12 protein-coding genes and 1 tRNA gene are annotated in these 16951 nt (G+C 65.6%); 6 read left to right on the top strand and 7 right to left on the bottom strand.

Going from position 1 to position 16951, the window contains the following annotated elements; translation table 11 throughout:
- Positions 1-145: 145 nt before the first annotated feature.
- The 3 genes from ASD71_RS24765 to ASD71_RS24755 are packed head-to-tail and all read right to left on the bottom strand — an operon-like array spanning position 146 to position 2933.
- On the bottom strand, positions 146-1135 hold the full coding sequence (locus tag ASD71_RS24765) for an NAD(P)H-quinone oxidoreductase (RefSeq protein ID WP_056570841.1): 990 nt from the start codon (positions 1133-1135) through the stop codon (positions 146-148).
- On the bottom strand, positions 1135-1482 hold the full coding sequence (locus ASD71_RS24760; RefSeq protein WP_056570840.1) for a carboxymuconolactone decarboxylase family protein: 348 nt from the start codon (positions 1480-1482) through the stop codon (positions 1135-1137). The genes ASD71_RS24765 and ASD71_RS24760 overlap by 1 nt, the downstream gene beginning before the upstream one ends.
- Positions 1483-1496: 14 nt before the next feature.
- On the bottom strand, positions 1497-2933 hold the full coding sequence (locus ASD71_RS24755) for an NAD-dependent succinate-semialdehyde dehydrogenase (RefSeq protein ID WP_056570838.1): 1437 nt from the start codon (positions 2931-2933) through the stop codon (positions 1497-1499).
- Between the two features lie 240 nt (positions 2934-3173).
- Between ASD71_RS24755 and ASD71_RS24750 the strand changes: the two genes are divergently transcribed.
- Positions 3174-4118, top strand: a complete 945-nt coding sequence (locus ASD71_RS24750) for a LysR family transcriptional regulator (protein WP_056570836.1) — start codon at positions 3174-3176, stop codon at positions 4116-4118.
- A 47-nt stretch (positions 4119-4165) separates the two neighbouring features.
- Here ASD71_RS24750 and ASD71_RS24745 read toward each other — a convergent pair whose 3' ends face one another.
- Together ASD71_RS24745 and adhP are read right to left on the bottom strand one after the other, a co-directional pair.
- Positions 4166-5230, bottom strand: coding sequence for a LacI family DNA-binding transcriptional regulator (locus ASD71_RS24745; protein WP_056570834.1), 1065 nt, complete (start codon positions 5228-5230; stop codon positions 4166-4168).
- A gap of 145 nt (positions 5231-5375) precedes the next feature.
- The gene (gene adhP / locus ASD71_RS24740) at positions 5376-6401 is read right to left on the bottom strand and encodes an alcohol dehydrogenase AdhP (protein ID WP_056570833.1); all 1026 of its coding nucleotides are present in this window, start codon (positions 6399-6401) and stop codon (positions 5376-5378) included.
- Positions 6402-6599: 198 nt separating this feature from the next.
- On the opposite strand from adhP, the gene ASD71_RS24735 reads away from it, so the two are divergent.
- A complete protein-coding gene (locus ASD71_RS24735) occupies positions 6600-6986 on the top strand; it encodes a ribbon-helix-helix domain-containing protein (protein ID WP_056570831.1) in 387 nt (128 codons plus the stop codon).
- An 81-nt stretch (positions 6987-7067) separates the two neighbouring features.
- Here the strand turns inward: ASD71_RS24735 and pbpG are convergent, their stop codons facing one another.
- Positions 7068-8270: a D-alanyl-D-alanine endopeptidase gene (pbpG, locus tag ASD71_RS24730; protein ID WP_056570794.1), complete on the bottom strand. Its 1203-nt coding sequence runs from the start codon at positions 8268-8270 to the stop codon at positions 7068-7070.
- A gap of 310 nt (positions 8271-8580) precedes the next feature.
- Positions 8581-8655: transfer RNA gene (locus tag ASD71_RS24725), tRNA-Arg, on the bottom strand.
- A gap of 350 nt (positions 8656-9005) precedes the next feature.
- Between ASD71_RS24725 and ASD71_RS24720 the strand changes: the two genes are divergently transcribed.
- The 4 genes from ASD71_RS24720 to ASD71_RS24710 all read left to right on the top strand — a co-directional run bounded on the left by ASD71_RS24720 (position 9006) and on the right by ASD71_RS24710 (position 16648).
- The gene (locus ASD71_RS24720; RefSeq protein ID WP_056570792.1) at positions 9006-10211 is read left to right on the top strand and encodes an MFS transporter; all 1206 of its coding nucleotides are present in this window, start codon (positions 9006-9008) and stop codon (positions 10209-10211) included.
- Positions 10212-10234: 23 nt separating this feature from the next.
- The gene (locus ASD71_RS28290; protein ID WP_200949478.1) at positions 10235-10393 is read left to right on the top strand and encodes a hypothetical protein; all 159 of its coding nucleotides are present in this window, start codon (positions 10235-10237) and stop codon (positions 10391-10393) included.
- Positions 10394-10517: 124 nt separating this feature from the next.
- A complete protein-coding gene (locus ASD71_RS24715; protein ID WP_369819003.1) occupies positions 10518-13187 on the top strand; it encodes a PD-(D/E)XK nuclease family protein in 2670 nt (889 codons plus the stop codon).
- A 2-nt stretch (positions 13188-13189) separates the two neighbouring features.
- The gene (locus ASD71_RS24710) at positions 13190-16648 is read left to right on the top strand and encodes an exodeoxyribonuclease V subunit beta (RefSeq protein ID WP_056570991.1); all 3459 of its coding nucleotides are present in this window, start codon (positions 13190-13192) and stop codon (positions 16646-16648) included.
- The last annotated feature ends 303 nt before the right edge of the window (positions 16649-16951 follow it).

The following is a 16951-nucleotide window of genomic DNA, read 5'->3' as shown; positions in this document are numbered from 1 at the left end:
TATCGGCAAATATTAGCGCTAATATTTTATTAGCGCTAATATTTGCCGATAGGGAATTTCCCCTGGTTCTGGACCGTTGCAGCCAGCGCGTGGGCGACGGCAGGAGGCGCCTTCCTGCCTATGCCGCTTTACGACTCGATCAGATTCAGGACGTCATCGTCAGGATGATTTTGCCCACGTTCTGCGCCGATTCCATTCGGCGATGCGCATCGGATGCGCGTTCAAGCGGGTAGGTGCTGTCAACCACGGGCACCAGGCCCGCGCCACTGGAAAAGCGGTCCAGCCAGTGCTCACGGAAACGCTGAACCATCGCGTGTTTTTCAGCCTGGGGGCGCGATTTCATCACCGTGCCGTGTATATGCAGATGTCGATACAGGATGTCCTCCAGGGCTATGCTGACTTGTCCGCCGCCGCCCAGGATGCCAACCTGAACCAGCCGTCCGCCGTTTGCCAGCGAGGCGATGTTGCGCGCAAAGTTGGGCTCTCCGATAAAGTCGATCACCACGTCAACGCCGCGCGCCGACGTCCGCTCGGCCACCACCTGCGCAAAGTCCTGCGTGCGGTAGTCGATCACGTAATCGGCGCCCAGCCGCTGAACCTGCTCGAGCTTGTTGGCTTCGGCAGTGGCGTACACGGTGGCGCCCGTTGCCCTTGCAAGTTGGACCGCCGCCGAGCCCACGCCACCCGCCGCTGCGTGGATCAGCACGGAATCACCCGCCTGCAGGCCGCCCAGATGCAGCATCGCTTCGTGCGCGGTAACGAACACTTCAGGAATCGCAGCGGCGTGGACGTAGTCCAAGGCGTCCGGAATCGGCAAGGCCATGCGCCAGTCCAACCGGGCAATCTCCGCATAAGCGCCGCCACCCACCACGCCCATCACGCGATCGCCTTGTTTGAAGCCGCGCACCGCACTGCCTGCCTGCAGCACTTCTCCCGCAATTTCCAAGCCCATGATGGTCGAGTCGCCGAAATTCGGGCGGCCGTACCCGCCACGGCGATGGGTCAGGTCGGCGCGGTTCACGCCTGAGGCATGGACTCGAACGATAAGGTCATCGTCTCGCATCTCAGGCGGGGGAACGTCAGCCATCTGGAGCACATCCGCATCGCCAAATTGTTCAAAAGTGATCGCCTTCATTATTTGTCCTCAAGGTTGTTTTCGGGTGACGCGGCCAATGTGGCGTGTGCAATTGCCGAGGCGGTAATCGCGGCGGGAAACCCGACGTAGAACGCCAGGTGCGTGATGGCAGCCGCCAATTCATTGCGCGTCAGTCCGTTGGCGAGCGCGCGGCGCAGATGCGCGGGCAATTCCTCTGTATGGCCTGCCGCAATCAAGGCGGCCACGGTGACCAGGCTGCGGTCCCGGGCCGCCAACGCGGGGTCGCCCCAGATGTCGGGGTAAAGCGTGTTGTCGACGAAGGCGGACAGCGCCGGCGTGAACGCGCGCGCTGCCTCGCGCGGATGGCTGAAATCGATGTTGGTCATGGCGTGTACCTGGTTCAAGCCTGGCTGATGAACTTGTGCGTGAGGTAATACTCAATTCCCTCCACGCCGCCCTCCGAGCCGTGTCCGCTTTCCTTCATTCCGCCGAAGGGCAATTCGGTTGCCACGATTCGATATTGGTTGATGCCGATCATTCCGGCTTCCAGACCATCGGCCACGTCTATCGCGGTGCGGGCGCTGCGGGTGAACGCGTATGCCGACAGGCCGTAAGGCAGCCGGTTGGCTTCTTGCAAGCCGTCGGCCAGTTCATCAAAGGGCAACAGCACGGCGATGGGACCGAACGGTTCTTCGTGCATGATCTTCGCGTGCATGGGCACATCGGCCAGCACAGTGGGTTCGAAAAAGTAGCCTTCGCCCTCAGCGGCCTGTCCCCCGGTCAGGACCGTAGCGCCGCAGGCCACCGCGTCGGCGATCAACGACTGCATCTTGTCCAATTGGCGCGCGTTCGCCAACGGTCCCACCTGCGTCTCCGGATCCAGCCCGTTCCCGACCTTCAATGCGCGTGCGGCTTTCACGAAGTGTTCGCGGAATTCGTCATAGACGCCGCGCTGAATCAGAAACCGTGTGGACGAAATGCAGACTTGGCCGGTGCCACGGAAGCGGTTGGCGGCGCCCTCGGTTGCGGCGCGCTCAACGTCGGCATCGTCGAACACAAGCACGGGTCCATGACCGCCAAGTTCCAGCGTGATGGGCTTGACTCCCTCGGCGGCTCGCGCCGACAGCAGCCGGCCGATGGGTACTGACCCCGTGAAGGTCACCTTGCGGACCACCGGTGAGGCAATCAGGTGGTGCGAAACGTCGTCTGGGACGCCAAAGACCACCTGCAGCACCCCTTTCGGCAGCCCCGCATCATCCAGGGCGCGTGCCAACGCCAGTGCGGTTGCCGGGCTTTCCTCGCCGGGCTTGATGATGACGCTGCAACCTGCGGCAAGCGCGGCGGCCAGCTTTCGTGCCGGCGTGATCGCCGGAAAATTCCAGGGCGTGAACGCGGCCACCGGACCGATCGCCTGCCGTTTGACCAATTGCTGCACGCCGGGCCGATTCGCAGGTACGACACGGCCATCGATCCGTTTGGCTTCTTCGGCAAACCATTCGAAGTAATCGGCGGCGCGCAGCACTTCGTCGCGGCTTTCGGCCAGAGGCTTGCCCTCTTCGAGCGTCATCACCGTTGCAATGTGCTCGGCCCGGTCGCGCATCAAGTCCGCACCACGCTTGAGAATGCGGGCGCGCTCGTTGGGAAACGTCGTGCGCCACGCGTTGAAGGCCGGCTGCGTTGCCGAAAGCGCGCGGTCCAGATCCGCCGTCGTCGCAAGGGGCACGCGGCCCAGTTCTTTGCGTGTGGCGGGATTGACAACACTGGCTGTCTCGCGTTCGCGCGCGCCTATCCATTCACCATCGATGAAAAGGTAAAGCGGGTCATAGGTGCCATTCATGGTTGCAAACTCCGATAAGATTGTTCGTTACCAGCCGGCTCCATTTCCAACCCGGCAGACTCGACCCGCTAGGAAGGGGCGGTATCTGTCGGGGGCGGGACGCTTGTTTTCTCCGAGCGCTGGATCAGGGGCCTGACCATGGCTTGAAGTCTAGGGATGTGGGGCGCGCGGATTTAGCCCCGAACGGAAGAATGACTTTCCCTGCCAGAGGAAAAGTCGCATGAACTCGATGGACTCACGATGGACAAGCTATACAACATGTCGGTTTTTGCGAAAGTGGTGGAGATGGGCAGTTTCACTGCCGTGGCCAACCATCTTTCCACCACGGTCGGCAATATTTCGCGCGCCGTCACCGTCCTCGAGGAAGGCCTGAATGCCCGGCTGATTCAACGCTCCACGCGTCGCCTGGTCGTCACCGACGTGGGGCATCGTTTCTACGATCGCTGCCTCGCGATCCTGAGCGACGTCGAGCAAGCAGAAGCCGAAGCGGGTCATGCAACGGTGGCGCCACGGGGCGTGTTGCGCGTTCACGCCGTGCCCGGTCTGGGACGAACGCTAGTCGCTCGCGCAGCCCTGGCGTACAGAAAGGCCCACCCCGACGTCTCTGTCGACCTCCTGCTCTCGCAGCGCATGCCGAATCTGCTTGAAGAGCAGCTTGATGTCGGAATCGTGATTGCGCGGGCCTTGCCCGACTCCACGTACGTCAGCCAGAAGATTGGCGTCAGTCATTGCATCTTGGCGGCGTCGCCCGCGTATCTCGAACAGCATTCCCCGGTGCGCACGCCAGAGGACCTTGCCGAGCACGCCTGCATTTTGCTGAGCACGGTGGACTATGCCCCGGACGAGTGGCATCTGGAGGGCGAGGGCGGTACGTTTACCCACCGGCCTTCGGGCGGACACCTTGGTGTGAACGATATGGATGCGATGGCGACGGCGCTGCGCGATGGGGCGGGAATCGGTCTGCTCGCAGGATTTTCCGCCATTGAAGATTTGCGGCGAGGCACCCTGGTGCGGGTATTGCCTGGGTATCACACGAACCAGCGCAATGTGTATGCGCTGTACCCCTCGCGGCAATTCGTCGACGCAAAGATCAAACTCTTCATCGACGCATTGAGACTGCACGTTGGTGAGCAACTTGCGGGATATGTCTCAGAGCTGGGTATCACGGCCGAAGACGCGATTTGATCCGCTGACGCCGGCGATCAGGCGGTTCGGGCTGGCCTGGAGAAGCGTCAGGCGCTTTGACGCCGCATCAACGTGAATCCCACATCGACCCGCAGCCCCTCATTGGCCTGTCCGTCCAGGCGGTCGATGATGGCGCGCGCCGCCTGCTCGCCAATCAGCGAGCCGTCAATGCGCACAGTCGTCAAAGGCGGGGTGGTGGCCGCCGCGTAGGCCTGATCGCCGAATCCCACGACGGCCAGGTCGCTCGGTACCTGCCTGCCCATCGCCGCGGCTTCCAGCAACACGCCCATGGCAATCATGTCGGTGCTGCACACCACGGCATCGGCATCGGGCACGCGCGCCAGCAGTTCCGCCAGCCCGCTGCGGCCCGCGCCCATGGTGGCGGGGGCGGGGATCAGCACATGCGGCGTATCAGCGTCCGCGTCGATCAAGCGCAACTCGCGCGCCGCCGCAGTGAAACCCTGCAACCGACGACCCGCCCGTGGATCATTGCCGATGACGGCCACGGGCCGCCGTCTTCCGGTTTCGGACAGAAACTGTGCCACGCACGCGCCCGCCGCCTCGTGAGAAAAACCGATCAGCATGTCGACCGGATCATCGTTCCAATCCCAGGCTTCCACGACGGGAATGCGCGCCGCGCGTAACTGCGTGCGTCCCGTCGGGGTCAGCACCGTGCGCATCATGACCACGCCATCCGGCCGCCGGCCCAGGATCGCTTGCAGGGCGGACACTTCCAGCTCGGGGTCGTAGCCGCTTTCGGTCAGCATCATCTGATAGCCATGCCGGCTCAGATGCAGGCTGAGCGTCTGCAGCGCCTCCAGAAACACAGGGCTGCCCAGCGTGGGCACCGTCACCGCCACCAGTCGGCTGCGGCCGCTGGCCAGGCCTCCGGCCACCAGGTCCTGCACATACCCGGTCTGGGCGATGGCGTCGTTGATCAGTTTGACCGTGCGTTCAGGTACGTTTTCGGGGGCGTTCAGGACGCGCGACACCGTGTGCATCGACATGCCCGCCACGCGCGCGACGTCGGCAATGGTCACCCGGCCGGACCCCCGCCGAGGCGCGCGGCTGGTGGCAGGCTTGCTGCGACGCTCAGAGGGTAGGGTGGGCATGCGGCCTCGCTGGGATCAGGGTAGGCCGGATTGTACCGAGCCTAGGTGTCTGACACCCGTTGAGACGCCACCGCAAGCTGACGACGATTTCCGCCGGGTGTCAGACACCGACCCAAGCAAACTGCCCTTCTAACGCCCCCCGGTATCAGGCGAAGTCAAGCACGATTCGGCCTTCGATCTGGCCCTGCTTCATGCGGTCGAACACGCTATTGATGTTGTCCAGGCTTTCGGTGGCGACGGTGGCGTGGACCTTGCCTTCTTCGGCAAATTGCAGCGATTCCTGCAGATCCAGCCGCGAACCCACGATGGAGCCGCGCACAGTCACGCCGTTAAGCACCATGTCGAAGATCGACAGCGGGAAATCCCCCGGCGGCAGCCCATTCAGCGAGATCGTGCCGCCCCGGCGCACCATGCCCAGCGCCTGCTCGAAAGCCTTGGGCGACACCGCGGTGATCAGCGCGCCATGCGCGCCGCCGATCTCCCGTTTCAGGTACGTGGCCGGATCCGTGGTCAGCGCATTGACGGTGACTTCCGCGCCCAGGCGGCGCGCGAAATCCAGCTTGGCGTCGTCGATATCCACCGCAGCGACGTTCAGACCCATCGCCTTTGCGTATTGCACCGCCATGTGGCCCAGGCCTCCGATCCCCGAGATGACCACCCAATTGCCAGGCCGGGTGTCCGTCATCTTCAGGCCCTTGTACACGGTGACGCCGGCGCACAGGACCGGGGCCACCTCGATGAAGCCGACGCTCTTGGGCAGCAGGCCCACGTAATCGGCGGCGGCCAGCGCGTACTCGGCGAAGCCGCCGTTGACGGAGTAGCCCGTGTTCTGCTGCTGCTCGCACAGGGTTTCCCAGCCGCCCAGGCAGTGTTCGCAATGGCCGCAAGCGGAGTACAGCCAGGGGATCCCGACGCGGTCGCCTTCCTTGACGTGGGTGACGCCAGCGCCCGCGGCGACGACATAGCCGACGCCCTCGTGGCCGGGAATGAAAGGGGGATTGGGTTTGACGGGCCAGTCGCCCTCGACGGCGTGCAGGTCCGTGTGACAGACGCCGCAGGCTTCGATCTTTACCAGGAGTTCGCCCGGACCCGGGCGCGGCACGGCGACTTCTTCGATTACCAGCGGTTGGCCAAACGCGCGTGCCACTGCGGCCTTCATGGTCTTGTTCATCACTACCTCCGAAGTCTGATCAGTTTCACTATGCTCGGCCGCTTGGTCGGCCAATACCATGATGTACATCAATTAGCGCGGGAAGGTACAACTCGTCACCGGTTCGGGGCCATATTGCCCCGGGCGAGGAAGTCGTCGTACAGTCGTTCGCAGGCGCGCCGGTCCCAGCAGCGTGTCGCCGTTGCCCAGGAGTCTTCAATGTGTGAAATCTTCATCCGCGCCACCGAGCACTCCTATGCCTGCGAAACAAGATCGCTGCGCCTGCACGGCGTGGCGACCAGCCTGCGGCTCGAGCACCTGTTCTGGCAGGTCCTCGAAGAGATCGCCGGGCGGGACGGCATGCGGGTCACGCAACTGATCGAACGCCTGTACGACGAACTGGTCGAGTACCGGGGCGAGGCCGCCAACTTCACGTCGTTCCTGCGGGTCTGCTGCCTGCGGTATCAGTTGCTGCAGGCCGACGGCCGGATCCCGCGCGACGCCAGCGTGCCTATTCAATCGCTCAATGCAAAAGCCGTGCTGGAAGGGCTGCCGCCGTCGCTGTGCGACGCCCAGCCGGTCCCGGCAAAGCGCCGCGCGGCATAAGCCGGCTGGCCAAAGCCATGAAAAAAGGGCCCGATGCAATCGGGCCCTTCATCTTTACCGCGCGCAACGGTCAGCCAGTCATCAGCCGCCAGCGCCAATCGACGCCATGGCCACTTCGCTCTGTACGATGCGGCGGATGCGCACGGCATCGCCGATACGCGAGAGCTTGCCCTGCGAATCCAGCAGCACGATCGCCAGATCGCGGCCGTTGATGCGCGCCAGCATCACCAGGCATTCGCCCGCTTCGTTGATGTAGCCGGTCTTGGACACCTTGATGTCCCAGTCGGGCTTGCGCACCAGCAGGTTGGTGTTGCGGAAGGTCTGCGTGCGGTTGTTGATCTCGACCTCGTACTCCGTATCGGTGGAGTAACGGTGGATCAGCGGACGCTGCGATGCCGCGCGCAACAGGCGCGCCAGATCGTGCGGCGACGACACGTTGTTGCTGGACAGGCCGGTGGGCTCGATGAATCGCGTGCTGGTCATGCCCAGCGACTGCGCCTTGGCATTCATGGCGGCCACGAAGGCGGACAGGCCGCCGGGATAGTGGCGGCCCAGCGCGTTGGCGGCGCGATTCTCGGAGGACATCAGCGCCAGGTGCAGCATGTCGCCGCGCGACAGCTTGGTACCCACGCGCAGCCGCGACGTCGTGTGTTTGAGTTCGTCGACGTCGTCGTCGGTGATCTCAAGCATCTCGTCCATCGGCAGGTTGGCGTCCACGACGACGACCGCGGTCATCAGCTTCGAGATCGAAGCAATGGGGCGCACGACGTTTTCGTTCTTGGCGAAGATGACCGTGGAGGTTTCCAGATCTTGCACATAGGCAGTGCTGGATCGCAGCGCGGCCGCTTCGGCGCGTGCCGAGGCGGCGGGCGGCGGCATCGCGGCGCTGGCCGCGGCGGCTGCGGCAACGCGCCGGCCGCGAGCGGCCTTGTCCGCCTTGCCACCCTTGCCGCTCTTACCCGACGCGCCCGCCTTCTTGGACGGCGTGCCTTTCGCGGCGACCTGCTTGCCGCCCTTGGGCGGCGCCTTCTTGGCCGAAGAGGATTTGGGAGGCGCCTTCTTGGCCGACGGCGCGGCCTGCTTGGCGGCGGCGCTCTTGCCCGAGCCCGCCTTGGGCGCGGGGGCTTTCTTTGCTTGTTGCGCCTTGCAGGCTGCCGATTTGGCGTTGGTCTTGCAAGGATCGGAGTTCTTGGCTGCTTGTGCCGCAGGGGGCAGGAGCGCGCACACCGCCAGCGCGGCAGGCGCTAGGGCTTTCGCAATTGCACGAATCCAGGAAAAGGCCATGGTTGAGCAGGCTTGTCGGTCTGTGAACAAATATTTCTTAAGCCGGCGTTTCGTCGGATCAGGAAAAGTCCAGATGAATTATGGGCTTACGCGTCGAATTTAAACAGCAATTTCAAGTGTCACGCAAGGCGATTTGCGACGTTTACCGAAAAAAATATTGGTGACATATTGACGCAGCAGCAATTAGTCACATGTCAGAAGTCGCAAAGCTAACCGCGCGGCGCGCAAGAGCGTAGCCCGGATTAACCCTCATCTGGCTGAATGGGTGGACTTTTTTGAGGAGAGACGGCGCGCATGGCCGAGGCCTGAGTGGCCTCGCCGGGTGGAATCGAACCACCAATTGACCCTTAGGAGGGGCCGGTTATATCCATTTAACTACGGCGAGCGGGGCGGGATGCGCAAGACGCTTGCGCCACTGAGGGCGGCAAGCGGGCGCCAGCGTGGGCGCGCTTTGCACTAAGGCCTTGAAATTGCTGCGGAACTTGCGAGCCGAAGTTTAGCACTGCGGACGCCGGCTTCGAAGCAGGACGCAAGTCTATCAGCAGGCGCGGCAACCCCCAAATCATTGGCCTTCGCGCGGGCGGCCCGCAATCGCCGCCTACGCGAAGCTTGTTGCGCCAACGCGGGTATTCACAGACCCGCCTACCGACTTGTATATGATGTTTGCGTCCCGCCGCCGCGCGGGGCCGCCCCGAGGAGGGGGCGCAAACCCAAAAACAACCAGACACGGGTTTCATGTCTAGCCAAACCGATACGATTTCCGCACGCACCATTGCCTTGGGCACCCTGGTCGTGCTGCTTGCCATGGGGGTGCGCGCCACCTTCGGCCTCTTCATGCAGCCCATGGGCCTGACGCACGGCTGGAGCCGCGAAGTGTTTTCCATGGCCTTTGCCCTGCAGAACCTGGTGTGGGGCGTGGCCTGTATCTTCATGGGCATGCTGGCCGACCGCTACGGTTCGGGCCGCACCATTGCCCTGGGCGCGGTGCTGTACATGCTGGGCCTCATCGGCACGCGCTTTGCCACCGACGAAGCCACGCTTTATCTGACGGCTGGCGTGCTGGTCGGACTGGGCCAGGCGGGTACGACGTTCCCTGTCATCCTGCCCGTGGTGGCGCGCGCCGTGCCGCCTGCCTACCGCAGCACGGCGATGGGCATTGCGAGCGCGGGCGGCTCGCTGGGGCAATTCGCCGTGGTGCCCACCGGACAGCTGCTCATCACCGGCCTCGACTGGACGGGCGCGCTATGGGTGCTGTCGCTCTTTGTGGCGTGCGCCGCGCCGCTCGCGTACTTCCTGCGCGGCCGGCCGCAAGCGCACGTCGGTCCGCAGCAATCCCTTGGCACCGCCATCAAGCAGGCCGTGCGTCATCCGTCGTTCCACTTCCTGTTCTGGAGCTACTTCGTCTGCGGCTTTCACACCGCGTTCATCACCTTGCATTTGCCGGCTTATGTGACCGATGGCGGGCTGACGGCCGGGCAGGGCGCCACGGCGATCGCGCTCATCGGCCTCTTCAACGTTCTGGGGTCGTTCTACGCCGGCAAGCTTGGCGGCAAGTACAGCAAGAAGCGCCTGCTGGCGGTGGTGTACTTCATGCGGGCGTTCGGCATCCTGTTGCTGCTGTCGGTGCCGCTCACGCCGTGGGTGTTGTACGCGTTCGCCGCATGGATGGGCTTGTTCTGGCTGGGCACCGTGCCGCTGACGCAGGGGCTCATCGGACAGATCTATGGCCTGCGCTATGCGGCCACGTTGTCGGGCATCGTGTTCCTCGGCCATCAGTTGGGCAGCTTCATCGGCGTATGGCTCGGCGGCTACGCCTATGCCAAGACCGGCAGCTATGACCTGGTCTGGTGGCTGGGCGTTGCACTGGCCGTCATCGCCGCGCTGCTGTGCCTGCCCGTGCGCGAACAGCCGGTGACGCCGGCTCAGCCCGCGACGGCCTGATCACGGCACACCGGAATCGCGCCATGAACCCCAGCCCGCATCCCGAAGCCCCGCGCCGCAAAGGCTGGCGCGCTGTTGGCGTGCTGGCGCTGGCCGCCGTGCTGGGGCTGGCGTTCTGGGGATACACCACGCCCGAGATGCAGATCCATTGGGAAAACCTGGCCGCGCTCTGCGGGTTCTGACAGGGCTCGGCTTACCGCAATCGGCGTATTTCGCCGGCCGGCTCGCGGTATCCTACGGCGGAGATTTCTCTCCGCCTTTTTCATCTTTTTTTCTTTCGCGTGGCGCCTTGCCGCGCGGCCTTGGATGACCATGCAGGACGCAGCGCCCACCTACTCCGAACTCTCGTTGCCGGACATCGCCAGTCTGCCTGCGGCGGATACGCTTGTCCTGACGGTGAACAACCGCTTGTCGCGACGCCTCACGCTCGAGCTCGCCGGATTGCTGCGCCAAGAGCGCCAGGTCAGCGAACTGCCCCGCATCCTGCCGTTGTCCGCCTGGCTTGCTGAATCCGCCAACGAACTCGCGTTCGAATCCGACGAAGACGTGCCTGCCTATCGGCTCGACAGTTTCGCCACGCAGCTTGTCTGGACCGAAGCGATCCGCCTCGAAGAAGCCGAACGCGTCCTGCTGGACGCCAGCCAGGCTGCGCGGCTGTCGATGGATGCCGACCTGCTCATGGACGAATGGGCGCTGCAGGTGCCATCCGGCGCGGACACCGACGAATACCGGGGGTTCGCGCGATGGCGCGAGCGCTATCGCCAGACGCTTGCCGGCATCGATGCCGAAGACGCCAACCAAGGCTATGCGCGTGTGCTGCGCGCACTTGAAGCCGGCCGCCTTGCCACGCCGCGGCAACTGGTGCTTGCCGGATTCACGGATATCTCTCCGCGCTTCCAGCGCCTGTTGCTCGCGTTCGAGGCGCAGGGCACCGACGTTGCGCAATGGCGCGACACCCAGCGCGTGCAAGCAGTGGCGCATCGCTTCGAGGCCGCGGACCAAGGCGCCGAATGGCGCGCCGCTGCAGATTGGGCAGCCAGCCAATTGAAGGCCAATCCCGCCGGCCGCTACGCCATCGTCTCGCCGCAACTCGAGGCCGAATCTCCCTTTGCACGTCGCGTGCTGAGCCAGGCGCTGGCCGGGCGCGACGGCGCGCCGGCGTTTGCGTTCAACGTTGCCGTGGGCCGTCCGCTCGACGAATGGCCCATGGCGCGCGCGGCGCTGGCGTGGCTGAGGGCCTTGGCCGAATGCGCGTCCGGCAAGGGATGTGGCGTCGACGTGCTGGGCGCCGCGCTGCTCGCGGGGCATTGCGCCGGCGACGTGCGTGACCGCGCTCGTTTTGCTGCCATCGACGCGCGCTGGCGGCGCCAGGGCAAGCTGCACGTTGAACCGCAAGAGTGGCGCAAGCTGCTCGCCGACATGCCGGCGTTGGCGCAGGCGTGGAACCACGCCACAGAGATCTGGACGCAGGGCGGCAACAAGGCCATGTGCGATGTCTGGATGCTGCGCATGAAGGCCGCATTGACGGCCCTGGGTTTTCCGGGCGAAGCGCCGCTCGATAGCGTGGGTTATCAGGTGATGGGGGCGCTGGGCGATGCGCTCGGCAGCTTTTCGGCGCTGGCGCCGGCGGCCGGCCGTCTGGGCGGCTTGGCGGCGGTAAACCTGCTGGAAAGCGTGGCGCGTTCATCCTCGTTCCAGCCGCAGCGCGATCCGCTCGCGCGATTGGACGTGCTGGGATTGCTGGAAGCCGAAGGCGGCTCTTGGGATGGTGTCTGGCTGCTGGGTCTGACGGACGACGTGTTGCCGGCTTCGCCCAAGCCGAACCCGCTGCTGCCGCTCGCAGTCCTGCGCCAGGCAAGCGCGCCACGCGCCACGCCCGAGCGCGAGCGCGAATGGGCCGAAGGCATGTACGCCGCACTCTGTCGCTGCGCGCCGGGCATCATCGTCAGCCACGCGCACATGGACGGCGAGCGCGAATTGCGCCCGTCACCGCTGATTGCCGCGCTGGCCCTCACCGATTGGACGCCGGCCTTGATCGACGCGCAGGCCGCTTTGCCGCAGGAGTCGCTCGACGATTCGCAAGGGCCGCCGCTGGCGGCCGGCAACCGCGGCGGGGGCGGGCTGGATGTGCTGGACACGCAGGCGCGCAATCCGCTGTGGGCTTTCGTGCGCCATCGCCTCGGCGGGCGCGAGCTCGCCCCTTATGCCGACGCCGCCACCGTGAACGTGCGTGGCCAGTTCTTGCACAAGGCGCTCGAAGTGGTGTGGGGCATGATGCCCGACCAGGATGCGCTGCACGAGCAGCTTGCGGCGGGCCGCCTGCCGGCGCTGCTCGAGCAGGCCGTGGAGCAGGCCGCAGACGAAGAACTCAAGGACTACGCGCCGGCCTTGCGGGCGCTGGAATGCCAGCGCGCCCAGGCCGTGCTGACGTCATGGCTCGACCTCGAAGCGCAGCGCATGCCGTTCGCGGTCGCGCAAGTCGAAAAGAACCACCAATGGCAGCGTGGCGCGCTCAGCCTGAAGCTGCGGCTGGACCGCATCGACAGCCTGCCTGATGGCCGCAACGTCATCGTCGACTACAAGACCGGCGTGGCCGCGGCCAAGCCCGAGCCGGACTGGTCGCGCAGCCGTCCCGTGAACGTGCAATTGCCGTTTTACGCGTCCGTGCTGGCCGACGCAGCCGGCGGCGAAGCCGCGGGTCTGGTGCTGGCGCAGATCCACGCGAGGCAGGTCGCCGCGCAAGGCTTGGCTGACGAAGACCTGGGCATGCCGGGCGTCACGCTGGCCAGCGAAAGCAAATTCTTCGACGGCCTGTCATGGCCCGAGATCCGCCAGCGCTGGCGCGTGGCAATCGAATCGCTGGCTGACGAATATGTGGCCGGCTACGCGGCCAACGTCGCGTACCGGCGCGACGATCTGAAATACTGCGATGCCTTGCCGTTCCTGCGCTTGCATCTGGACGACGAGGACGCATGACCATGGCCGAACAAGATCGCCTTCCGCATGACCACGCCGCTCGCGCGGCGGCACTCGATCCCGCGCGTTCTTTTCTGGTCCAGGCGCCTGCGGGGTCGGGTAAGACCGAGCTCCTGACCGACCGCATCCTGGCCCTGCTTGCCACGGTGAACCGGCCCGAGGAAATCGTCGCCATCACCTTCACGCGCAAGGCCGCCTCCGAGATGCACGCACGCGTGCTGAGCAAGCTGCGCCGTGGCCTGGACGCGCCGCCCGAAGCCGCCCACGAACGCCGCAGCTGGGATCTCGCCCGCGCGGCGCTCGCGCGCAATGCCGAACAAGGCTGGCATCTGCTTGAGCATCCCGCGCGTCTCGCCATTCGCACCATCGACTCGTTCTGCGCGGGGCTGGTGCGCAGCATGCCGTGGCTGTCCGAGCTGGGCGGCATGCCGGACATCACGGACGATGCGCGCTCGCACTACGAGGCCGCGGCGCGCGCCACGCTGGACCTCGCCGACGACTACGAGGCCGTGCGCATCCTGCTGCGCCACCTGGACGTCGACGTCCAGGCCGCCAAGGACGCCATCGCCGACATGCTGGGCCAGCGCGATCAATGGCTGCCGCTCTTGCGCCACGGTTCCGACCGCCAGGCCATGGAAGCCACGTTGGCCGAGGCCATCGGCGAAGACCTCGATGCGTTGTGCGCAGCCATGCCTTATGGCTGGTCTGAATCGTTGTGCGGTCCGGCGCGCCTGGCCGCCGCCCATCTGCAGGACGGCGAAGACGAAAACAAGCTCGTGGCGTTGCTGGACTGGACCGACGAACTGCAGCCCGACGCCGAATTGCTGGACGCCTGGCGCGCCGTGGCGCATCTGCTTCTGACCGGCACGGGCTCGTTGCGCAAGACCGTCAACAAGAACCTGGGATTCCCGGCCAAATGCGCGCACAAGGAACCTTTCGTCGCCTGGCTTGAAGGCGCCGACGCGCAAGGCGCGTGGGTGCGCCGCCTGCATGCCGTCCGCGATATCCCCGCGCCGCATTTCACCGATGCGCAGTGGGAAGTGCTGGGCGCGCAGCTCATGACGCTTGCGCTCGCCGTGGCACAGCTGCGCCTGCGCTTCGCCGACAAGGGCGAGGTGGACTTCATCGAGATCGCCCAGCGCGCCGCCGCCGCATTGGGCAGCGCCGACGATCCCGGCGAACTGCTGCTCAAGCTGGACGCCTCGATCCGCCATCTGCTCATCGACGAATTCCAGGACACCAGCCAGACGCAGCTGGATCTGCTGCGCACGCTCACCGCAGGCTGGCAGTCTGGCGACGGCCGCAGCCTTTTTCTGGTGGGCGACCCGATGCAATCGATCTACCGCTTCCGCAAGGCAGAGGTCGGCCTGTTCCTGGAAGTGGCCGACGTCGGCGTGGGAGAGGTCAAACCAGATTTCCTGAACCTCACGGACAATTTCCGATCGCAAGCCGGCATTGTGGACTGGGTGAACCAGTCGTTCGTCGACCTGCTGCCCCAACGCAGCGACGCCGCCGCAGGCGCCATTGCGTACAGTCCATCCACCGCCTTCCATCCCGCTTTGCCCGACCCCGCCGTGCGCTTTCACCCGGCGTGGTCGCGCGAGGGCGCGCCGCCCGCCGAAGATCAGGCGGAGGACATCGCGGTGGAGCTGGTGCGCCAGGCTCTCATCGACCACAAGGGAGCCAAGCACCCCGTCGCCATTCTCGTGCGCGCCCGCAGCCACCTCGGCAACCTCACACGCCGGCTGGCACACGAAGGCATCCGGTCCCGCGCAGTCGACCTGGTGCCGCTGGCGCTGCGCCCCGTTGTGGCCGATCTGGTCCAGCTTGTGCGCGCCCTGTCGCATCCGGCGGACCGTCTCGCCTGGCTGTCGGTACTGCGCGCGCCGTATTGCGGCCTGACGCTCACGTCGCTTCAGCGCCTTTTCGGCGACGATCACATCACGCCGGTGCCCGTGCTGCTAGAACGCGCCTTGCGCATTGCCCCGCAGCCCAGCGCCACGGCAACCGCCGCTGCGTCGGCGGGCCCGCAAGCGTCGCTCTTCGACGCACCCGCGCCCGAACCCGAAGCGCCCTCCGCGCAAACGGTGCTCAGCGCCGACGAGTTCGCGCGCCTGCGCCAAGTGGCGTCCATCTTGCTCGACAAGCGCAACGCCTCCGGCGCCATCCCGTTCGCGGCATGGGTGGAATCGCTGTGGCGCCGTCTGGGCGGATCGGGCCTCTACGCCGGGCTGTCCGTTGCCAACGACGCGGAAAGCCTGTTCCAACTGGTCGAGCGCCTGGCGCCGCACGGCAACATCGACGTGGCCGCGCTGGACGCCGGCATCTCCCGCCTGTTCGCGGCGCCCGACGCCGCCGACGAAGACGAGGGCGCGGTCGAGATCATGACCATGCACAAGTCCAAGGGCCTGCAGTTCGAAACCGTGATCCTCTACGGCCTGCATCGCGCCCCCCGCGGCGACCAGGCACCTTTGGTGCGCTTCGAACAAAGCGGCGGCCGTGTCCTCTTCGGACCGGTCAAACCCCGCGCCGAAACCGAGGCAGACCCCGTCTCGCGCTACCTCGGCGCCCGCGAAGCCCGCCGCGCCTCCTACGAAATCGATCGCCTCCTCTACGTCGCGGCTACAAGAGCCCGCAAGCGCCTGCACCTGGTGGGACACGTCTCGATCGACGAAGCCACCGGCCAGCCCAAGACCCCACCCGCAGCCAGCCTGCTTGGCCGCCTGTGGCCCTGCCTGACCCCACCCGTTCCGCCATCGCTGAACGGSGAGCCGGTCGAGGAGGAGGGCGACGCCCCCGAATGGCAAGGCGAACCCCTGCGCCGCATCGACGGCGCGGGCCTGACCCAACTGCAAGGCCAATCGAACATCACCATGAGCGCCGGCTTCGCCACGGCAACGCGCGGCGCATGGGGCGAAGCCGCCGAACATCCCGCCTGGCAACTAGAGGCCGGCTACGACGCCGCCATCGGCACCTTGGCCCACGCATGGCTGGCCCGCATCGGCCAGGACGGCGTACAAGCGTGGCCCCCCGAAGCGCTAGCTCCCCGCCTCCCCGCCATGCGCCGCCAACTGACGCGCGCAGGCATCCCCGCCAGCCAAGCCGACGCAGCCGCCGAAGCCGTCCTCGAAACCCTGCAAGCCACCCTCGCAGACGATCGCGGCCTGTGGCTCCTATCCCAATCCGGCGCCCGCCGAGAATGGCCCCTCATCGACGCGGCAGGCAAAGTGTCAGTCATCGACCTGGCCCTAAGCACCGAAGACGGCTGGCTAATCGTCGATTACAAGACAGGCCGTCCCCACCCTGGCGAATCACCACCCGCCTTCGCCACCCGCATGCGCCAACGCCACGGCGAACAGTTACAGCGTTACTGCACCCAAGTCACCGCCCTAGACGGCCGCAGCGCCCGCGCCGCCCTGTACTTCCCCCGCGCAAAGGCGTGGATAGATTTGATGGAATAAGGCCCAAGCCAAAGCGAAGCGAGCAAAAAGTGGCCAAGCGCAGCGACGCCCGCATAAAACAGCTGCCTCGAACGCGCAAGCTCCAACAAACCGAGCACAGAAGGGACAAACGAAGCCCTCGCAGCCCAACTTTTTAGCAATCAAAGCCAAGCAAACGCAGCGAGCCAAAGGGGGGCAAGCGCAGCGACGCCCAACCAAGGCAAAGCGAAGCGAGCCGAAGGGGGCAAGCGAAGCGAGACCCCACCAAGGCAAAGCGAAGCGAGCCGAAGGGGGCAAGCGAAGCGAGACCCCACCCCCTCCCCC

The organism is Achromobacter sp. Root565 (genome assembly GCF_001427425.1).
GTDB classification, from domain to species: domain Bacteria; phylum Pseudomonadota; class Gammaproteobacteria; order Burkholderiales; family Burkholderiaceae_B; genus Achromobacter; species Achromobacter spanius_D.
This window is presented reverse-complemented; position numbering and strand designations above follow the sequence as displayed.